Below are 17,891 nucleotides of genomic sequence, written 5' to 3'. Positions count from 1 at the left end.
AGGCGGGGCGTTCGGATCGACGTTCCACAGCGACATCGCCGCGCCCGGATTTGTCGCCAATCGTGAAAGTTTGTGAACTAAATCATCATTTCACGGTTTCCGGTAGACCGAAATGGCTGCAAATGTAAACGGCTGCGTACATTACCGCGTCCATTGTGAACGTCAGGGTAACTACGACCCTGGCTGGGGCGACGAACCGCGGGCGGTCGTTGCCTTCCTCCGCCGTTGATACCGCGCCCGCCCTCTGCGAACCGAGCTCGAAGAATATGAACAAGTCTTACCGAAGTATCTGGAATGAAGCCCTGGGGGCCTGGGTTGCGGCGTCTGAAATTACTTCGGCTCGGGGGAAGAAGAGCGGTTCGCGGGTTGCTGCGGCGGTGGCGGTCGCCGTAGTTTCGGTGGCAGCGGGGTGGGCACCAGGAGCGCATGCGGCTTATACCGGCAACCAGGCGAACGCCGGGACTACCAGTGGTACGGGAAGCGGCGGGATTGCTATCGGAGCAGGCAATACCGCTGCTCTTGGACAAGCCAGTGCCTCGAATTCCAATGCAGTTGCCATCGGATTCAAGGCCAGCGCTTTGTTTGCGAATGCAATTGCTTTGGGCAACACAGCCATCGCAGGGAACACCAATGCGACGGCATTGGGTAGCACCGCCAGTGCTTCAGGCGCCAACGCGACAGCAGTAGGCAGCGGTGCCGTTGCCAATAGCACCAGCGCGACAGCACTGGGGAATACCGCCAACGCATCCAACACCTACGCGACGGCAGCGGGCTTCAATGCCAGGGCCCGCGGTGATGGCTCGACCGCTCTTGGTCAGGACTCAATTGCAGCCAACACGGCTGACGTCGCCATCGGTCGTGGTGCAAACACCACGGGCAGTGGCGGCTTCAACATCGCAATCGGCCACAACGCCAATGCCACCTCGTCGGATGGGAGCGCGACGGCGATCGGTTCCGGGGCCAAGGCGACTGGCGGCGGCGGCGCGTTCGCCCTTGGTAACGATGCTAATGCCGATGGCGCGTCGTCTGTGGCCATCGGTGGTGGCAATGGGTCTGGCGGCGGTGGCTCCGTGGCCTCGGGTGATCAAGCGGTTGCCATTGGCCGATATACCAACGCTGGCGGCACGAACAGTGTGGCGATTGGCGGCAACTCGACAGCGGATAGCGGTGCAAAGAGCGCCGGCGCCAACGCCATAGCGATTGGCGCGGGAGCCAATGCCGGAACTGACAACAGTGTGGCGCTCGGCAGCAACAGTTCGACGGCAACGGCGGTCGCCGTTTCCAGCGCAACAGTCAATGGGGTCGTGCTCAGCGGATTTGCCGGTACCGCGCCGGTTGGTGTGGTGAGCGTTGGCTCGGGGGGGAAGGAGCGTCAGATCACCAACGTGGCTGCGGGCCAGGTGACCTCGACTTCGACCGATGCGATCAATGGCAGCCAGTTGTTCTCCGTTGCCAGCGCGGTGGGGTCGTTATCGACATCGACCTCCACGGGGTTGAGCACTGCCACTAGCGGCATCTCGAGCCTTTCTACGGGCCTGAGCACCACGAACAGCAACGTCGCCAGCCTGTCGACCTCCACATCGTCGGGCCTGAGCACGGCGAGCAGTCGCATCAACAGCCTGTCGACTTCGACGTCGTCGGGACTGAGCACGGCCACGAGCAGCATCTCGAGCCTGTCGACCGGCCTGAGCACCACGAACAGCAACGTCGGCAGTCTTTCGACCTCCACGTCGACCGGCCTCAGCACGACCAACAGCCGCATCGACAGCCTTTCGACATCGACGTCGAGTGGTCTGAGCACGGCGACCAGTGGCATCTCCAGTCTGTCGACTGGCCTGAGCACAACGAACAGCAACGTCGGCAGCTTGTCGACCTCCACATCGTCGGGCCTGAGCACCAGCAGCAGCCGCATCGACAGCCTGTCGACGTCGACGTCGAGTGGCCTGAGCACGACCAACAGCAACGTCAGCAGCCTGTCGACCTCCACGTCGTCGGGTCTGAGCACGACCAACAGCCGCATCGACAGCCTCTCGACGTCCACGTCGTCTGGCCTGAGCACCGCTGCCAGTGGCATCTCCAGCCTCTCCACGGGGTTGAGCACAACGAACAGCAACGTCAGTAGCCTGTCGACATCGACGTCGTCTGGCTTGAGCACGGCCACGAGCGGCATCTCGAGCCTGTCCACCGGTCTGAGCACGACGAACAGCAACGTCAGCAGCTTGTCGACCTCCACGTCGTCCGGCCTGAGCACCAGCAGCAGCCGCATCGACAGCCTTTCGACATCGACGTCGTCCGGTCTGAGCACGGCGACCAGTGGCATCTCGAGTCTGTCGACTGGCCTGAGCACGACCAACAGCAACGTCAGCAGTCTTTCGATCTCCACGTCGTCGGGTCTGAGCACCGCGACCAGCGGCATCTCCAGCCTGTCGACTGGCCTTAGCACCACGAACAGCAACGTGAGCAGCCTGTCGACTTCGACGTCGTCTGGTTTGAGCACGGCCACGAGCGGCATCTCCAGCCTGTCCACCGGCTTGAGCACGACCAACAGCAACGTCGGCAGCCTTTCGACGTCGACGTCGTCGGGTCTGAGCACGGCGACCAGCGGAATCTCGAGCCTGTCCACGGGCTTGAGCACGACGAACAGCAATGTGGGCAGCCTGTCAACGTCCACGTCGACTGGCCTGAGCACGACCAACAGCCGCATCGACAGCCTGTCGACGTCGACTTCAAGCGGTCTGAGCACCGCCACGAGCGGCATCTCGAGCCTGTCCACAGGTCTGAGCACGACGAACAGCAACGTCAGCAGCTTGTCGACGGGCCTGAGCACGACCAACAGCAGCGTCAGCAGCCTGTCGACTTCGACCTCGTCCGGCCTGAGCACGGCCACGAGCAGCATCTCCAGCCTGTCCACGGGCTTGAGCACCACGAACAGCAACGTGGGTAGCTTGTCGACCTCGACATCGTCGGGTCTGAGCACGACCAACAGCCGCATCGACAGTCTCTCGACGTCCACGTCGAGCGGCCTGAGCACTGCGACCAGTGGAATCTCGAGCCTGTCCACGGGGCTGAGCACGACGAACAGCAACGTGAGCAGCCTGTCGACATCGACGTCGTCGGGCCTGAGCACTGCCACGAGCGGCATCTCCAGCTTGTCCACGGGCCTGAGCACCACGAACAGCAACGTCAGCAGCTTGTCGACGTCCACGTCGTCCGGTTTGAGTACCGCTGCGAGCGGCATCAACAGTCTGTCGACGGGCCTGAGCACGACCAACAGCAATGTGAGCAGCCTGTCGACGTCCACGTCGTCCGGCCTGAGCACGGCCACGAGCAGCATCGACAGCCTCTCGACCTCCACCTCGAGCGGTCTGAGCACTGCCACCAGCGGTATCTCGAGCCTGTCGACGGGCTTGAGCACCACGAACAGCAATGTCAGCAGCTTGTCGACCTCGACGTCGAGCGGCTTGAGCACGGCAACCAGCGGCATCTCTAGTCTGTCGTCGGGCCTGAGCACGACCAACAGCAACGTCAGCAGCCTGTCGACCTCGACGTCGTCGGGCTTGAGTACGGCAACCAGCGGTATCTCTAGTCTGTCTACGGGCCTGAGCACGACCAACAGCAACGTGAGCAGCCTGTCGACTTCGACGTCGTCCGGCCTGAGCACCGCGACCAGCGGCATCTCCAGCCTTTCGACCGGTCTCAGCACCACGAACAGCAACGTCGGCAGCCTGTCGACCTCGACGTCATCCGGCCTGAGCACCGCTGCCAGTGGTATCTCGAGCCTGTCCACGGCTCTGAGCAGCACCAACAGCAACCTGGACAGCCTTTCGACGTCTACGTCGTCGGGCCTGAGCACCGCGACCAGTGGCATCGCCAGCCTGTCGACGGGCTTGAGCACCACGAACAGCAACGTGGGCAGCTTGTCGACCTCGACGTCCAGCGGTTTGAGCACGACCAACAGTCGAATCGATAGCCTTTCGACCTCCACATCGTCGGGCCTGAGCACCGCCACGAGCAGCATCGACAGCCTCTCGACGTCTACGTCGAGCGGTCTGAGCACGGCGACCAGTGGCATCACCAGCTTGTCCACGGGCCTGAGCACGACCAATAGCAACGTCAGCAGCCTCTCGACCTCGACGTCGTCTGGTCTGAGCACCGCGACCAGCGGTATCTCCAGCCTGTCCACGGCTCTGAGCAGCACCAACAGCAACCTGAACAGCCTCTCGACTTCGACGTCGTCGGGTCTGAGCACTGCCACGAGCAGCATCGATAGCTTGTCGACGTCGACTTCGAGCGGTCTGAGCACAGCGACCAGCGGCATCGCCAGCTTGTCCACGAGCCTGAGCACGACCAACAGCAATGTGAGCAGCCTGTCGACTTCGACATCGTCGGGCCTGAGCACTGCGACCAGTGGCATCGCCAGCCTGTCGACTTCGACGTCCAGTGGTTTGAGCACGACCAACAGTCGAATCGATAGCCTTTCGACCTCCACATCCTCGGGTCTGAGCACGGCGACGAGTGGCATCGAGAGCCTGTCGACCGGGCTGAGCACCACGAACAGCAACGTGAGCAGCTTGTCGACGTCGACTTCGAGCGGTCTGAGCACCGCGACCAGCGGCATCTCGAGCTTGTCGACGGGCCTGAGCACGACGAACAGCAACGTGAGCAGCCTGTCGACTTCTACGTCGAGTGGCCTGAGCACGGCGACCAGCGGGATCTCTAGCCTGTCCACGAGCCTGAGCACGACAAACAGCAATGTCAGCAGCCTGTCGACCTCCACTTCGAGCGGCTTGAGCACAGCCACGAGTGGCATCGACAGCCTGTCGACTGGTCTGAGCACGACCAACAGCAACGTCAGCAGCCTGTCGACTTCCACGTCGTCTGGCCTCAGCACCGCCACGAGCGGCATCTCCAGCCTGTCTACAGGCCTGAGCACCACGAACAGCAATGTGGGCAGCCTGTCGACTTCGACATCGTCGGGTCTGAGCACAGCCAACAGCCGTATCGACAGCCTGTCGACGTCCACGTCGAGCGGCCTCAGCACCACGAACAGCAACCTGGACAGCCTTTCGACCTCGACGTCGAGTGGCTTGAGCACGGCGACCAGCGGCATCTCCAGCTTGTCGACGGGCCTGAGCACGACGAACAGCAATGTGAGCAGCTTGTCGACGTCTACGTCGTCGGGTTTGAGCACGGCCACGAGCGGCATCTCCAGCCTGTCCACGGGCCTGAGCACGACGAACAGCAACGTGGGCAGCCTGTCGACTTCGACATCGTCGGGTCTGAGCACGGCGACCAGTGGGATCTCCAGCCTGTCCACGGGCCTGAGCACGACGAACAGCAACGTGAGTAGCCTGTCGACCTCGACGTCGTCTGGTTTGAGCACGGCTACGAGCAGCATCGATAGCCTTTCGACTTCGACGTCGTCGGGTTTGAGCACGGCGACCAGTGGGATCTCCAGCCTGTCGACCGGTCTGAGCACCACGAACAGCAACGTCAGCAGCCTGTCGACGTCCACGTCGTCGGGCTTGAGCACGGCCACGAGCAGCATTGATAGCCTTTCGACGTCGACGTCGTCGGGTCTGAGCACCGCCACCAGCGGGATCTCCAGCCTGTCGACCGGTCTGAGCACCACCAACAGCAACGTCAGCAGCCTTTCGACGTCGACGTCGTCGGGGCTCAGCACGGCGACCAGTGGCATCTCCAGCCTGTCCACTGGCCTGAGCACTACGAACAGCAACGTCAGCAGCCTGTCGACCTCGACCTCGTCCGGTCTGAGCACGGCCACGAGCAGCATCGACAGTCTCTCGACGTCGACGTCGTCCGGTTTGAGCACCGCTACCAGCGGTATCTCCAGCCTGTCCACGGGCCTGAGCACGACCAACAGCAACGTCAGCAGCCTCTCGACCTCGACGTCGTCCGGCTTGAGCACTGCGACGAGCAGCATCGACAGCCTGTCGACTTCGACGTCGTCTGGTTTGAGCACGGCCACCAGCGGTATCTCCAGCCTGTCCACGGGTCTGAGCACGACGAACAGCAACGTGAGCAGCCTGTCGACCTCGACGTCCTCTGGTTTGAGCACCGCGACCAGTGGCATCTCCAGCCTGTCTACCGGCCTCAGCTCCACGAACAGCAACCTGGACAGCCTTTCGACCTCCACGTCGAGCGGTCTGAGCACTGCAACCAGTGGAATTTCGAGCCTGTCGACTTCGACGTCGTCGGGCCTGAGCACGACCAACAGCCGTATCGATAGCCTTTCGACATCCACGTCGAGCGGCCTGAGCACGGCGACGAGCAGCATCGACAGCCTCTCGACGTCTACGTCCTCGGGTCTGAGCACTGCGACCAGCGGCATCTCTAGCCTGTCCACTGGCTTGAGCACGACCAACAGCAACGTCAGCAGCCTGTCGACCTCCACGTCGAGCGGCCTGAGCACGGCGACGAGCAACATCGACAGCCTATCGACGTCCACGTCGTCTGGTTTGAGCACTGCCACCAGCGGTATCTCCAGCCTGTCGACTGGCTTGAGCACGACAAACAGCAATGTGAGCAGCCTGTCGACCTCGACGTCGTCCGGCTTGAGCACGGCGACGAGCAACATCGACAGCCTTTCGACGTCTACGTCCTCTGGTTTGAGCACCGCGACCAGTGGTATCTCCAGCCTGTCGACCGGCCTGAGCACGACGAACAGCAACGTCAGCAGCCTCTCGACCTCGACCTCGTCGGGTCTGAGCACCGCCACCAGCGGCATCTCCAGCCTGTCCACTGGGTTGAGCACGACGAACAGCAACGTCGGCAGCCTCTCGACCTCCACGTCGTCGGGTTTGAGCACGGCGAACAGCAGCATTAGCAGCTTGTCGACGTCTACATCGTCCGGCCTGAGCACGGCCACGAGCAGCATCGACAGCCTGTCGACGGGCTTGAGCACGGCGACCAGTGGCTTCTCGAGCCTGTCCACCGGCCTGAGCACCACCAACAGCAACCTGGACAGCTTGTCGACGTCCACGTCGAGCGGCTTGAGCACGGCCACCAGCGGTATCTCCAGCCTGTCCACGGGTCTGAGCACCACGAACAGCAACGTCAGCAGCTTGTCGACCTCGACCTCGTCCGGTCTGAGCACGGCCACGAGCAGCATCGACAGTCTTTCGACTTCGACGTCGTCTGGTTTGAGCACTGCCACCAGTGGCATCAACAGCCTGTCGACCGGTCTGAGCACGACCAACAGCAATGTGAGCAGCCTGTCGACGTCCACGTCGTCAGGGCTGAGCACGGCGACCAGCGGCATCGCCAGCCTGTCCACCGGCCTGAGCACCACCAATAGCAACCTGGACAGCTTGTCGACATCCACCTCGAGCGGCTTGAGCACGGCAACCAGTGGTATTTCGAGCCTGTCGACTTCGACGTCGTCTGGTTTGAGTACTGCGACCAGCGGTATCTCCAGCTTGTCCACTGGCCTCAGCTCCACGAACAGCAACCTGGACAGCCTGTCGACGTCCACGTCGAGTGGCTTGAGCACGACCACCAGCGGTATCTCGAGCCTGTCTACGGGCCTGAGCACCACGAACAGCAATGTGAGCAGCCTGTCGACCTCCACGTCGTCCGGCTTGAGCACGGCCACGAGCAGCATCAATAGCCTCTCGACCGGCTTGAGCACGGCAACCAGCGGTATTTCCAGTCTGTCGACGGGCCTGAGCACCACGAACAGCAACGTGAGCAGCCTGTCGACGTCCACGTCGAGCGGGCTGAGCACGGTCGCGAGTGGCATCGATAGCCTGTCGACGGGGCTCAGCACGGCGACCAGTGGCATCTCCAGCCTGTCCACTGGCCTGAGCACGACGAACAGCAATGTCGGCAGCTTGTCGACCTCGACGTCCTCGGGTTTGAGCACGGCTACGAGCCGCATCGATAGTTTGTCGACCGGTTTGAGCACCGCAACCAGCGGTATCTCCAGTCTGTCCACCGGCCTGAGCACCACGAACAGCAACGTCAGCAGCCTCTCGACGTCCACGTCGTCCGGCCTCAGCACCGCCACGAGCGGCATCTCCAGCCTGTCCACGGGCTTGAGCACGACGAATAGCAACGTCAGCAGCCTGTCGACTTCGACGTCGAGTGGCCTGAGCACTGCTGCCAGCGGCATCGATAGCTTGTCGACCGGCCTGAGCACCACGAACAGCAACGTCAGCAGCCTCTCGACGTCTACGTCGTCTGGCCTGAGCACGGCGACCAGTGGTATCTTGAGCCTGTCGACCGGCTTGAGCACCACGAACAGCAACGTGAGCAGCTTGTCGACCTCTACGTCGTCTGGTTTGAGCACTGCGACGAGCAGCATCGACAGTCTGTCGACCGGGCTGAGCACGACCAACAGCAACGTCAGCAGCCTCTCGACATCGACGTCGTCGGGTTTGAGCACGGCTACGAGTCGCATCGATAGCTTGTCGACCGGTTTGAGCACCACGAACAGCAACGTCAGCAGCCTCTCGACGTCTACGTCGTCTGGCCTGAGCACGGCGACCAGTGGTATCTCGAGCCTGTCCACCGGCTTGAGCACCACGAATAGCAACGTCAGCAGCCTGTCGACTTCGACGTCGAGTGGCCTGAGCACTGCTGCCAGCGGCATCGATAGCTTGTCGACCGGCTTGAGCACGACCAACAGCAGTGTCAGCAGCCTCTCGACCTCGACGTCCTCGGGTTTGAGCACTGCGACCAGCGGCATCTCCAGCCTGTCCACGGGCTTGAGCACGACGAACAGCAACGTGAGCAGCTTGTCCACCTCCACGTCGTCTGGCCTGAGCACTGCGACGAGCAGCATCGACAGCCTTTCGACCGGGCTGAGCACGACCAACAGCAACGTCAGCAGTCTCTCGACCTCGACGTCGTCGGGTTTGAGTACGGCAACCAGCGGCATCTCGAGCCTGTCGACGGGCCTGAGCACCACGAACAGCAACGTGAGTAGCCTGTCGACTTCGACGTCGAGCGGCCTGAGCACGGCCACGAGCGGCATCTCGAGTCTGTCCACCGGCCTGAGCACGACCAACAGCAACGTCAGCAGCCTCTCGACCTCGACGTCGTCGGGTTTGAGTACGGCAACCAGCGGTATCTCGAGCCTGTCCACGGGCTTGAGCACGACGAACAGCAATGTCAGCAGCTTGTCGACCTCGACGTCGAGCGGCTTGAGCACGGCAACCAGCGGCATCTCTAGTCTGTCTACGGGCCTGAGCACAACCAACAGCAACGTGAGCAGCCTGTCGACATCGACGTCGTCCGGCCTGAGCACCGCGACCAGCGGCATCTCCAGCCTTTCGACCGGTCTCAGCACCACGAACAGCAACGTCAGCAGTCTGTCGACTTCGACGTCGTCGGGCTTGAGTACGGCAACAAGCGGTATCTCGAGCCTGTCCACGGCTCTGAGCAGCACCAACAGCAACCTGGACAGCCTTTCGACGTCTACTTCGAGTGGCCTGAGCACCGCGACCAGCGGTATCTCCAGCCTGTCCACGGGCCTGAGCACCACGAATAGCAATGTGAGCAGCTTGTCGACCTCGACGTCGAGCGGCCTGAGCACTGCGACGAGCAACATCGACAGCTTGTCGACCGGTTTGAGCACCACGAACAGCAACGTCAGCAGCCTCTCGACGTCTACGTCGTCTGGCTTGAGCACTGCGACGAGCAGCATCGACAGCCTGTCGACCGGCCTGAGCACCACGAACAGCAATATCAGCAGCCTCTCGACGTCTACGTCGTCTGGCCTGAGCACGGCGACCAGCGGTATCTCGAGCCTGTCCACCGGCCTGAGCACGACGAACAGCAACGTAAGCAGCCTGTCGACCTCGACGTCGAGCGGGCTGAGCACTGCCACCAGTGGCATCTCCAGCCTGTCCACCGGCTTGAGCACGACAAACAGCAACGTGAGCAGCCTGTCGACTTCCACGTCGTCCGGCCTGAGCACAGCCACCAGCGGTATCTCCAGCCTGTCGACGGGCCTGAGCACGACCAACAGCAACGTCAGCAGCTTGTCGACTTCCACGTCGTCCGGCCTCAGCACCGCTACCAGCGGCATCGACAGCTTGTCGACGGGTCTGAGTACCGCAACCAGCGGTATCTCCAGCCTGTCCACCGGCTTGAGCACGACGAATAGCAACGTCAGCAGCCTGTCGACTTCGACGTCATCGGGACTGAGCACGGCCACGAGCGGCATCGACAGCCTCTCGACCGGCTTGAGCTCGGCGACCAGTGGCATCTCCAGCCTGTCCACGGGACTGAGCACCACGAACAGCAACCTGGACAGCCTCTCGACTTCGACGTCGTCGGGCTTGAGCACGGCGACCAGCGGTATCTCGAGCCTGTCGACGGGTCTCAGCACAGTGACCAGTGGCATCTCCAGCCTGTCGACCGGCCTGAGCACCACGAACAGCAACATCAGCAGCCTCTCGACGTCGACGTCGTCCGGCCTCAGCACTGCTACCAGCGGCATCTCCAGCCTGTCCACGGGCCTGAGCACAACGAACAGCAACGTCAGCAGCCTCTCGACCTCCACGTCGAGCGGCCTGAGTACGGCCGCGAGCGGCATCGACAGCCTGTCGACGGGCCTGAGCACCGCAACCAGCGGTATCTCGAGTCTGTCAACGGGATTGAGCACCACCAACAGCAATGTGAGCAGCTTGTCGACTTCGACATCGTCGGGTCTGAGCACAGCGACGAGCGGCATCGACAGTCTCTCGACCGGCTTGAGCACGGCGACCAGTGGCATCTCGAGTCTGTCCACCGGCTTGAGCACGACGAACAGCAATGTCAGCAGCCTGTCGACATCGACGTCGTCCGGTCTCAGCACCGCTACCAGCGGTATCTCCAGCTTGTCCACGGGCCTGAGCACCACGAACAGCAACGTCGGTAGCTTGTCGACTTCGACGTCGAGCGGCATTTCCAGCCTGTCGACGGGCCTGAGCACCGCTACCAGTGGCATCTCCAGCCTGTCCACCGGCCTGAGCACGACGAACAGCAACGTGAGCAGCCTCTCGACGTCTACGTCGTCTGGCCTGAGCACGGCCACGAGCGGAATCGATAGCTTGTCGACGGGTCTGAGCACCGCAACCAGCGGCATCTCCAGCCTGTCCACGGGCTTGAGCACGACGAACAGCAACGTGAGCAGCCTGTCGACGTCGACGTCGTCTGGCTTGAGCACGGCCACGAGCAACATCGACAGCCTCTCGACCGGTTTGAGCACCGCGACCAGCGGCATCTCCAGCTTGTCCACTGGCTTGAGCACGACGAACAGCAACGTCAGCAGCCTCTCGACGTCCACGTCCTCGGGTCTGAGCACCGCCACGAGCGGCATCGACAGCCTCTCGACCGGTTTGAGCACAGCGACCAGTGGCATCTCGAGCCTGTCCACTGGCCTGAGCACCACGAACAGCAGCGTCGGTAGCTTGTCGACTTCGACGTCGAGCGGCATTTCCAGCCTGTCGACGGGCCTGAGCACCGCCACCAGCGGCATCTCCAGCTTGTCCACTGGCTTGAGCACGACCAACAGCAACGTGAGCAGCCTGTCGACCTCGACGTCGTCCGGCCTGAGCACCGCGACGAGCGGAATCGACAGCCTCTCGACTGGTCTGAGCACGGCGACCAGTGGCATCTCCAGCCTGTCCACGGGCCTGAGCACCACGAACAGCACCGTGGGTAGCTTGTCGACTTCGACGTCGAGCGGCATTTCCAGCCTGTCGACGGGCCTGAGCACTGCCACCAGCGGCATCTCCAGCTTGTCTACTGGCTTGAGCACGACCAACAGCAACGTGAGCAGCCTCTCGACCTCGACGTCGTCCGGCCTGAGCACCGCCACAAGCGGAATCGACAGCCTCTCGACCGGTCTGAGCACGGTGACCAGTGGTATCTCCAGCTTGTCCACTGGCTTGAGCACGACCAACAGCAACGTGAGCAGCCTGTCGACCTCGACGTCGTCCGGCCTGAGCACCGCCACGAGCGGCATCGACAGCCTCTCGACTGGTTTGAGCACAGCGACCAGTGGCATCTCGAGCCTGTCCACTGGCCTGAGCACCACGAACAGTAACGTCAGCAGCCTCTCGACCTCGACGTCGTCCGGCCTGAGCACCGCCACAAGCGGAATCGACAGCCTCTCGACCGGTCTGAGCACGGTGACCAGTGGTATCTCCAGCTTGTCCACTGGCTTGAGCACGACCAACAGCAACGTGAGCAGCCTGTCGACCTCGACGTCGTCCGGCCTGAGCACCGCCACGAGCGGCATCGACAGCCTCTCGACTGGTTTGAGCACAGCGACCAGTGGCATCTCGAGCCTGTCCACTGGCCTGAGCACCACGAACAGTAACGTCAGCAGCCTGTCGACCTCGACGTCGAGCGGCCTGAGCACCGCCACGAGCGGAATCGACAGCCTGTCGACCGGTTTGAGCACGGCGACCAGTGGTATCTCCAGCTTGTCCACTGGCTTGAGCACGACCAACAGCAACGTCAGCAGCCTGTCGACCTCGACGTCGAGTGGCCTGAGCACCGCCACCAGCGGTATCTCGAGCCTGTCCACCGGACTGAGCACCACGAACAGCACCGTGGGTAGCTTGTCGACTTCGACGTCGAGCGGCATCTCCAGTCTGTCGACCGGCCTGAGCACCGCCACCAGCGGCATCTCCAGCCTGTCCACCGGCCTGAGCACCACGAACAGCAATGTGGGCAGCCTGTCCACTGGCTTGAGCACCACGAACAGCAATGTGGGCAGCCTGTCCACTGGCTTGAGCACGACGAACAGCAACGTGAGCAGCCTCTCGACCGGCCTGAGCACCGCCACCAGTGGCATCTCCAGCCTCTCCACAGGCCTGAGCACCACCAACAGCAACGTCGGCAGCCTCTCGACCTCCACGTCCTCGGGCCTGAGCACCGCCACGAGCAACATCGACAGCCTCTCGACCGGCCTCAGCACGACGAACAGCAACGTCGACAGTCTCTCGACCTCGACCTCGTCGGGCCTGAGCACGGCCACGAGCAGCATCGACAGCCTGTCGACCGGACTGAGCACCACCAACAGCAACGTCAGCAGCCTGTCCACCTCGTTCTCGTCCGGCTTGAGCACCGCCTACAGCGGCATCTTCAGCCTGTCGACGGGCCTGAGCACGACGAACAGCAACCTGGGCAGCCTGTCGTCCTCGACCTCGACCGGCCTGAGCACCGCCAACAGCAGCATCGGCAGCCTGTCGACCGGCCTGAGCACCGCCACCAGCGGCATCAACAGCCTGTCCACCGGCCTGAGCACGACCAACAGCAATGTCGGCAGCCTCTCGTCGGGCCTGAGCACGACGAACAGCAACCTGAACAGCCTCTCGACCTCCACGTCGTCCGGCCTGAGCACGGTCACGAGCAGCGTGAACAGCCTGTCGAGCTCGGTGTCCACCGGCCTGAGCACCTCGGCCAGCCGCATCGACAGCCTGTCGACCGGCCTGAGCACGGTGGGCAGCAGCGTCGACAGCCTCTCGACCGGTCTGAGCACGACCAACAGCGCCGTCGGCAGCCTGTCGACCGGCCTGAGCACGACGAACAGCAACGTGAGCAGCCTGTCCACCGGGTTGAGCACGACCAACAGCACCGTCAACAGCCTGTCGACCGGCCTGAGCACCACCAACAGCAACTTGGACAGCCTGTCCACCAGCGTGGGCGGCGCAGCCAGCGGCCTCTCCAGCCTGTCGACCTCGACGTCGACCGGCCTGAGCACGGCGATGAGCGGCATCGGCAGCCTGAGCACGACGGTCAGCTCGATCTACAACGGAGGCACCAAGTACTTCCACGCCAACTCGACCAACACCGACTCCAAGGCCAGCGGTGCGGAAGCGGTGGCGATCGGGCCGCGTTCCGAAGCCAGCGGCGCCAACTCCTTCGCGGCCGGCAACGGCGCGCGGGCCACGGCCGACGGCGCGGTGGCGGTGGGCTTCGGGGCGCAGGCCACGGGCACCAACGCCATCGCCATCGGCACCGGGGCGTTGGCCACGGGCTCGCAGGCGATCGGCGCGAACTCCCGTGCCGGCGGCGGCGGCGTGGCCCTGGGTGACGGTGCGGACGCCGGCGGCACGCCGCTGAGCAAGGCGCAGAACATCGCGCAGGGCACGGCCATCGGCTTCGGCGCGGTGGTGCAGCAGACCGGCGGCGTGGCACTGGGTGCGAACTCGGTGGCCTCGCGGGCGGCGGGCGTGGCTGGCTACGTGCCGGGCAGCGCGAATGCGCAGCAGGAAGCGGCCATCAAGGCCACGACCAGCACGCAGGCGGCGGTGTCGGTGGGCGATGCGGCCAACAACCAGTTCCGCCAGATCACGGGCGTGGCAGCCGGCTCGGCCGACAGCGACGCGACCAACGTGGCGCAGCTGAAGGCGGTCTCGGCGGCTGCGAAGGCCAGCAGCGTGCAGTACGCCACCAACCCCGACGGGTCGGTGAACTACAACCAGATCACGCTGGGCACCGAGACTTCGGGTCCCACGCGCATCAGCAACGTGGCCCCGGGCGTGCTGCCGGGCGACGCGGTCAACCTGGGCCAGCTGCAGCAGGTGCAAAAGCAGGTGGGCGACGTGGCGCGCATCGCCTACTCGGGCTCGGCGATGGCCTTCGCGATGTCGGGCACCTACCTGCCCACGCTGTACCCGGGCGAGAAGACGATCGGCATCGGCATGGGTTCGTACAAGGGCTACAGCGCGGTGGCGCTGACCTTCAAGGCCCTGTCGGACGACGGCAAGATCTCCTGGGGCGCGGGCCTGAGCTCCACCGGCAAGGAGTGGGGCGTCAACGCGGGCATCGGCTGGAAGTGGAAGTAAAAGGCCGCTAGGCCGACGCCCCCCGGTCCGGTGGCTCCCGCGCCCTGCGCGCGGGAGCCATTGTTTTTTTGGTACACACTTCGCCCATGCGCATCGGTATTTCAGTCCTCTCCCACGCGGGGCAGAACATCTGGGAAAACGGAATGGGACAGAACGTCCTGTTCCTGGCCCGGCTGCTGCAACGCATCGAATTCGTCGAGTCCGTCACGCTCATCGACGCGGGCGACCAGCAGGCGATGCCGCCGCAGGTCGACCTGTCGGCCATGGGGCTCACGCTGGGCCGCGCCCGCGAGCTGACCGACGCGCTCGACGTGGTCATCGAAATGGCCGGCGCGCTCGACGTGCAGTGGCTGTCGTACTTCCGCGCCTGCGGCGGGCGCGTGGCCTTCCACGGCGTGGGGCAGCCCTTCGTGGCGCTGGCCGAGCCGATCGTCTTTGCCGACAAGGGGCACTTCGGCGCCACCGACCGCTGCGACGAGATCTGGCTGCTGCCCAAGGACGCGGCCTTTGCGCCGATGATGCGCACGCTGCACCGCTGCCCGGTGCACGAGGTGCCGTACCTCTGGTCGCCGCAGTTCCTGGCGCAGCGCGTGGACGAGGTGCAGGCGCAGGGCTTCCGCTTCGGCTACCAGCCGCGCACGGCGCAGCAGCCGGGGTTCCGGGTCGCGATCTTCGAGCCCAACATCTCGGTCGTGAAGTCGTGCAGCATCCCAATGCTGATCAGCGACGGGGCCTACCGCGCCAACCCGGAGCACGTCGCGGCGATGCACGTGCTCAACACGCTGCACCTGAAAGACCATCCGACGATGCTCTACCTGGCCAACTCGCTGGACATCGTGTGCCAGCACAAGGCCACCTTCCACGGACGGCACGACTTCGCGGGCTTCATGGTGCAGCACGCCGACGCGGTGGTGTCGCACCAGTGGCAGAACGACCAGAACTACAGCTACCTCGACGCGCTGTACGGCAACTACCCGCTGGTGCACAACTCGCCGTGGCTGCGCGACGCCGGCTACTACTACCCCGACTTCGACATCGCCGTCGGTGCCGAACAGCTGGCCGTGGCCGTGCGCGGCCACGACGCGCAACTCGATGACTACCGCGCGCGCAGCCAGCGCGTGTTCGACGCGATCGATCCGATGCACCCCGCCAACATCGACGGCTACGCGCAGCGGCTGTTGAACCTGGTCGGCGGCGATCCGGCGTTCCGTGCCGGCAACGCGAAGGTGGCCGTATGAGCGAGGCGCAGAACCCCATCGCAGGCCCGCGCGCGGCCGTTTCACCTACAAAGCTGAAAGTCGGCGTCTCCATCTTCATCCGCAAGGGCGAGCAGAGCCTCTGGGAGAACGGCGTCTACCAGAACTGCCTGTTCCTCGTGATGCTGCTGCTGCGCTCGCCCTGCGTCGAGCGCACGGTGCTGGTGGCCGGCGGCGGCGACGGCGGGCCGGCCGACGCCACCAATTTCCTGGCCGATTCGCCGGTGCCGATCATCGACATGGCCACCGCCGCGCACGAGCTCGACCTCATGATCGAGATGAGCGCGCAGCTCGGGCGCGACTGGTCGGTGGCGTTCCGCGAGCGCGGCGGAAAAATCGTCTCGATGCGCGTGGGCAACGACTACGTGATCGACATCGAGCGCATGACCTTCAACAAGCCGCACGGCATGCTGGTCAGCGGCGCGCCCTACGACGAGGTGTGGACGCTGCCCGAGTACGAAACCTCCTGCAAGCCGTACTTCGCGAGCACCTTCCGCGCGCCCACCAAGCTCATGCCGCACTTGTGGAGCCCGATGGTGGTCGAGAAGGCGATGGCGCGCGGCGCCGAGGGCAAGCGCTTTGTCTACGAACCGGGGCGCAAGCAGTGGCGCGTGGCCATCTTCGAGCCCAACATCTGCATGGTGAAGACCAGCTTCATCCCGATGCTGGGCTGCGAGTCGGCGCACCGCGCGCAACCGCGCCTCATCGAGAAGATGTGGGTCTACAACAGCTTCCACCTGAAGGACAAGCCGAACTTCGTCGCCTTCGCCCAGAGCCTCGATCTCGTGCGGCACGGTTTGGCGACCTTCGAGGGGCGCTTTCCGCTGTACCAGGTGCTGCCGGGCGCGATCGACGCGGTCTTTGCGCACCACTGGGAGAACGCGCAGAACTACCTCTACTACGAGGCGCTGTACGGCGGCTGGCCGCTCATCCACAACTCGCACCTGATCGGCGACTGCGGCTACCGCTACCACGGCTTCGACTGCGAGGAGGGCGGGCAGGCGCTGCGGCGCGCCTTCGCCGAGCACGACGCCAACCTGCCGGCCTACCGCGAGCGCGCACGCGCCCTCATCGCCAGGCTCGACCCGGAAGGCGAGGAGAACGTGCGCCTCTACTCGGCGGCCATCGAGAGCCTCTACGCGTGAGGACGACACCGATGACCGCCCTGGCCCGATTCGCCGCTGCAGCCTGTGTGCTCGCGATGGCCGGCAGCGCGCTCGCGCAAGGCGTGCTGGCCCCGCCCGCGGCGCCGCTGGACACGCTCACGCGCGCCGCCGCCAGCGTGGGCGTGCAGCGCTGCCTGCCGGCCATCACGCGGCTGGCCACGCTCACCGTGCAGGGCAGCCGCGCACACGACGTGCTGCTCGACTGGGACCGCAAGCGCCCCGACGCCGGCCCGGTGTTCTCGCTGGTCGGCATCCAGTACCCGAACGCGGGCGTGGCCGCGTCCATCACCGCCATTCCCGACGACAGCGGCGCCTGCACCGTGGCGGCCGAGCGCATCTCGGTCGCGCCCTTCACCTGCGCCAGCGTGGCCGAGCAGGAACTGAAGAACTACAAGCGCACGCCGCTGCTGCCGATCTACACGGTCTACACCGACGACAAGGAGCCGACCTCGTCGGTCTCGCTGATCGATTCGCCGCCGGGCTGCCTCGTGATCCGCCGCTACGTCGAGTACGGCTGGCGCGATCCCAATGCACCTGTGCCGGCCGCCGCGCCGGCCGGGCAGGCCCCCAAGCGCCGCTGAGCCTGCGGGGCGCGCGAGCCCGTCTCCGACACGCGTGAACGCCCTTGACCGGCCCGGTGCGGGCCGGTGCCGTCCAAG

7 protein-coding genes and 1 pseudogene are annotated in these 17,891 nt (G+C 64.4%); 4 read left to right on the top strand and 4 right to left on the bottom strand.

All coding sequences use genetic code 11. The features are described from left to right. Positions 1 to 266: 266 nt before the first annotated feature. Positions 267 to 1,448: pseudogene (locus ACAM42_RS25310) on the top strand (ESPR-type extended signal peptide-containing protein); the annotation flags it as partial. On the opposite strand, the gene ACAM42_RS25305 reads toward ACAM42_RS25310, so the two are convergent. From ACAM42_RS25305 to ACAM42_RS25290, 4 genes are all read right to left on the bottom strand, one after another. Next, on the bottom strand, positions 1,373 to 13,087 hold the full coding sequence (locus ACAM42_RS25305; RefSeq protein ID WP_369629793.1) for a hypothetical protein: 11,715 nt from the start codon (positions 13,085 to 13,087) through the stop codon (positions 1,373 to 1,375). The pseudogene ACAM42_RS25310 and the gene ACAM42_RS25305 overlap by 76 nt on opposite strands. Positions 13,088 to 13,090: 3 nt before the next feature. Beyond that, positions 13,091 to 13,753, bottom strand: a complete 663-nt coding sequence (locus ACAM42_RS25300) for a hypothetical protein (RefSeq protein ID WP_369629792.1) — start codon at positions 13,751 to 13,753, stop codon at positions 13,091 to 13,093. A 15-nt stretch (positions 13,754 to 13,768) separates the two neighbouring features. Further along, positions 13,769 to 14,119, bottom strand: a complete 351-nt coding sequence (locus tag ACAM42_RS25295) for a hypothetical protein (protein ID WP_369629791.1) — start codon at positions 14,117 to 14,119, stop codon at positions 13,769 to 13,771. Between the two features lie 84 nt (positions 14,120 to 14,203). After that, positions 14,204 to 14,419, bottom strand: a complete 216-nt coding sequence (locus ACAM42_RS25290) for a hypothetical protein (RefSeq protein ID WP_308789329.1) — start codon at positions 14,417 to 14,419, stop codon at positions 14,204 to 14,206. Positions 14,420 to 14,896: 477 nt separating this feature from the next. On the opposite strand from ACAM42_RS25290, the gene ACAM42_RS25285 reads away from it, so the two are divergent. The 3 genes from ACAM42_RS25285 to ACAM42_RS25275 are packed head-to-tail and all read left to right on the top strand — an operon-like array spanning position 14,897 to position 17,813. Beyond that, positions 14,897 to 16,048: a DUF2827 domain-containing protein gene (locus ACAM42_RS25285; RefSeq protein WP_369629790.1), complete on the top strand. Its 1,152-nt coding sequence runs from the start codon at positions 14,897 to 14,899 to the stop codon at positions 16,046 to 16,048. Further along, positions 16,045 to 17,211 carry a DUF2827 domain-containing protein gene (locus ACAM42_RS25280; RefSeq protein ID WP_369629789.1) on the top strand — a complete coding sequence of 389 codons (1,167 nt, stop codon included), beginning with the start codon at positions 16,045 to 16,047 and terminating at the stop codon, positions 17,209 to 17,211. Before ACAM42_RS25285 ends, ACAM42_RS25280 begins: the two co-directional genes overlap by 4 nt. A gap of 11 nt (positions 17,212 to 17,222) precedes the next feature. Continuing rightward, positions 17,223 to 17,813 (top strand): hypothetical protein, encoded by a 591-nt coding sequence (locus ACAM42_RS25275; RefSeq protein ID WP_369629788.1) that lies wholly within the window; start codon positions 17,223 to 17,225, stop codon positions 17,811 to 17,813. Positions 17,814 to 17,891: the final 78 nt, after the last annotated feature.

The sequence above is a fragment of the Variovorax sp. V35 genome (assembly GCF_041154465.1).
GTDB classification, from domain to species: Bacteria; Pseudomonadota; Gammaproteobacteria; order Burkholderiales; family Burkholderiaceae_C; genus Variovorax; species Variovorax boronicumulans.
Note: the sequence above shows the minus strand (reverse complement) of the source record. Positions and strands in the feature narration are given on the sequence as shown.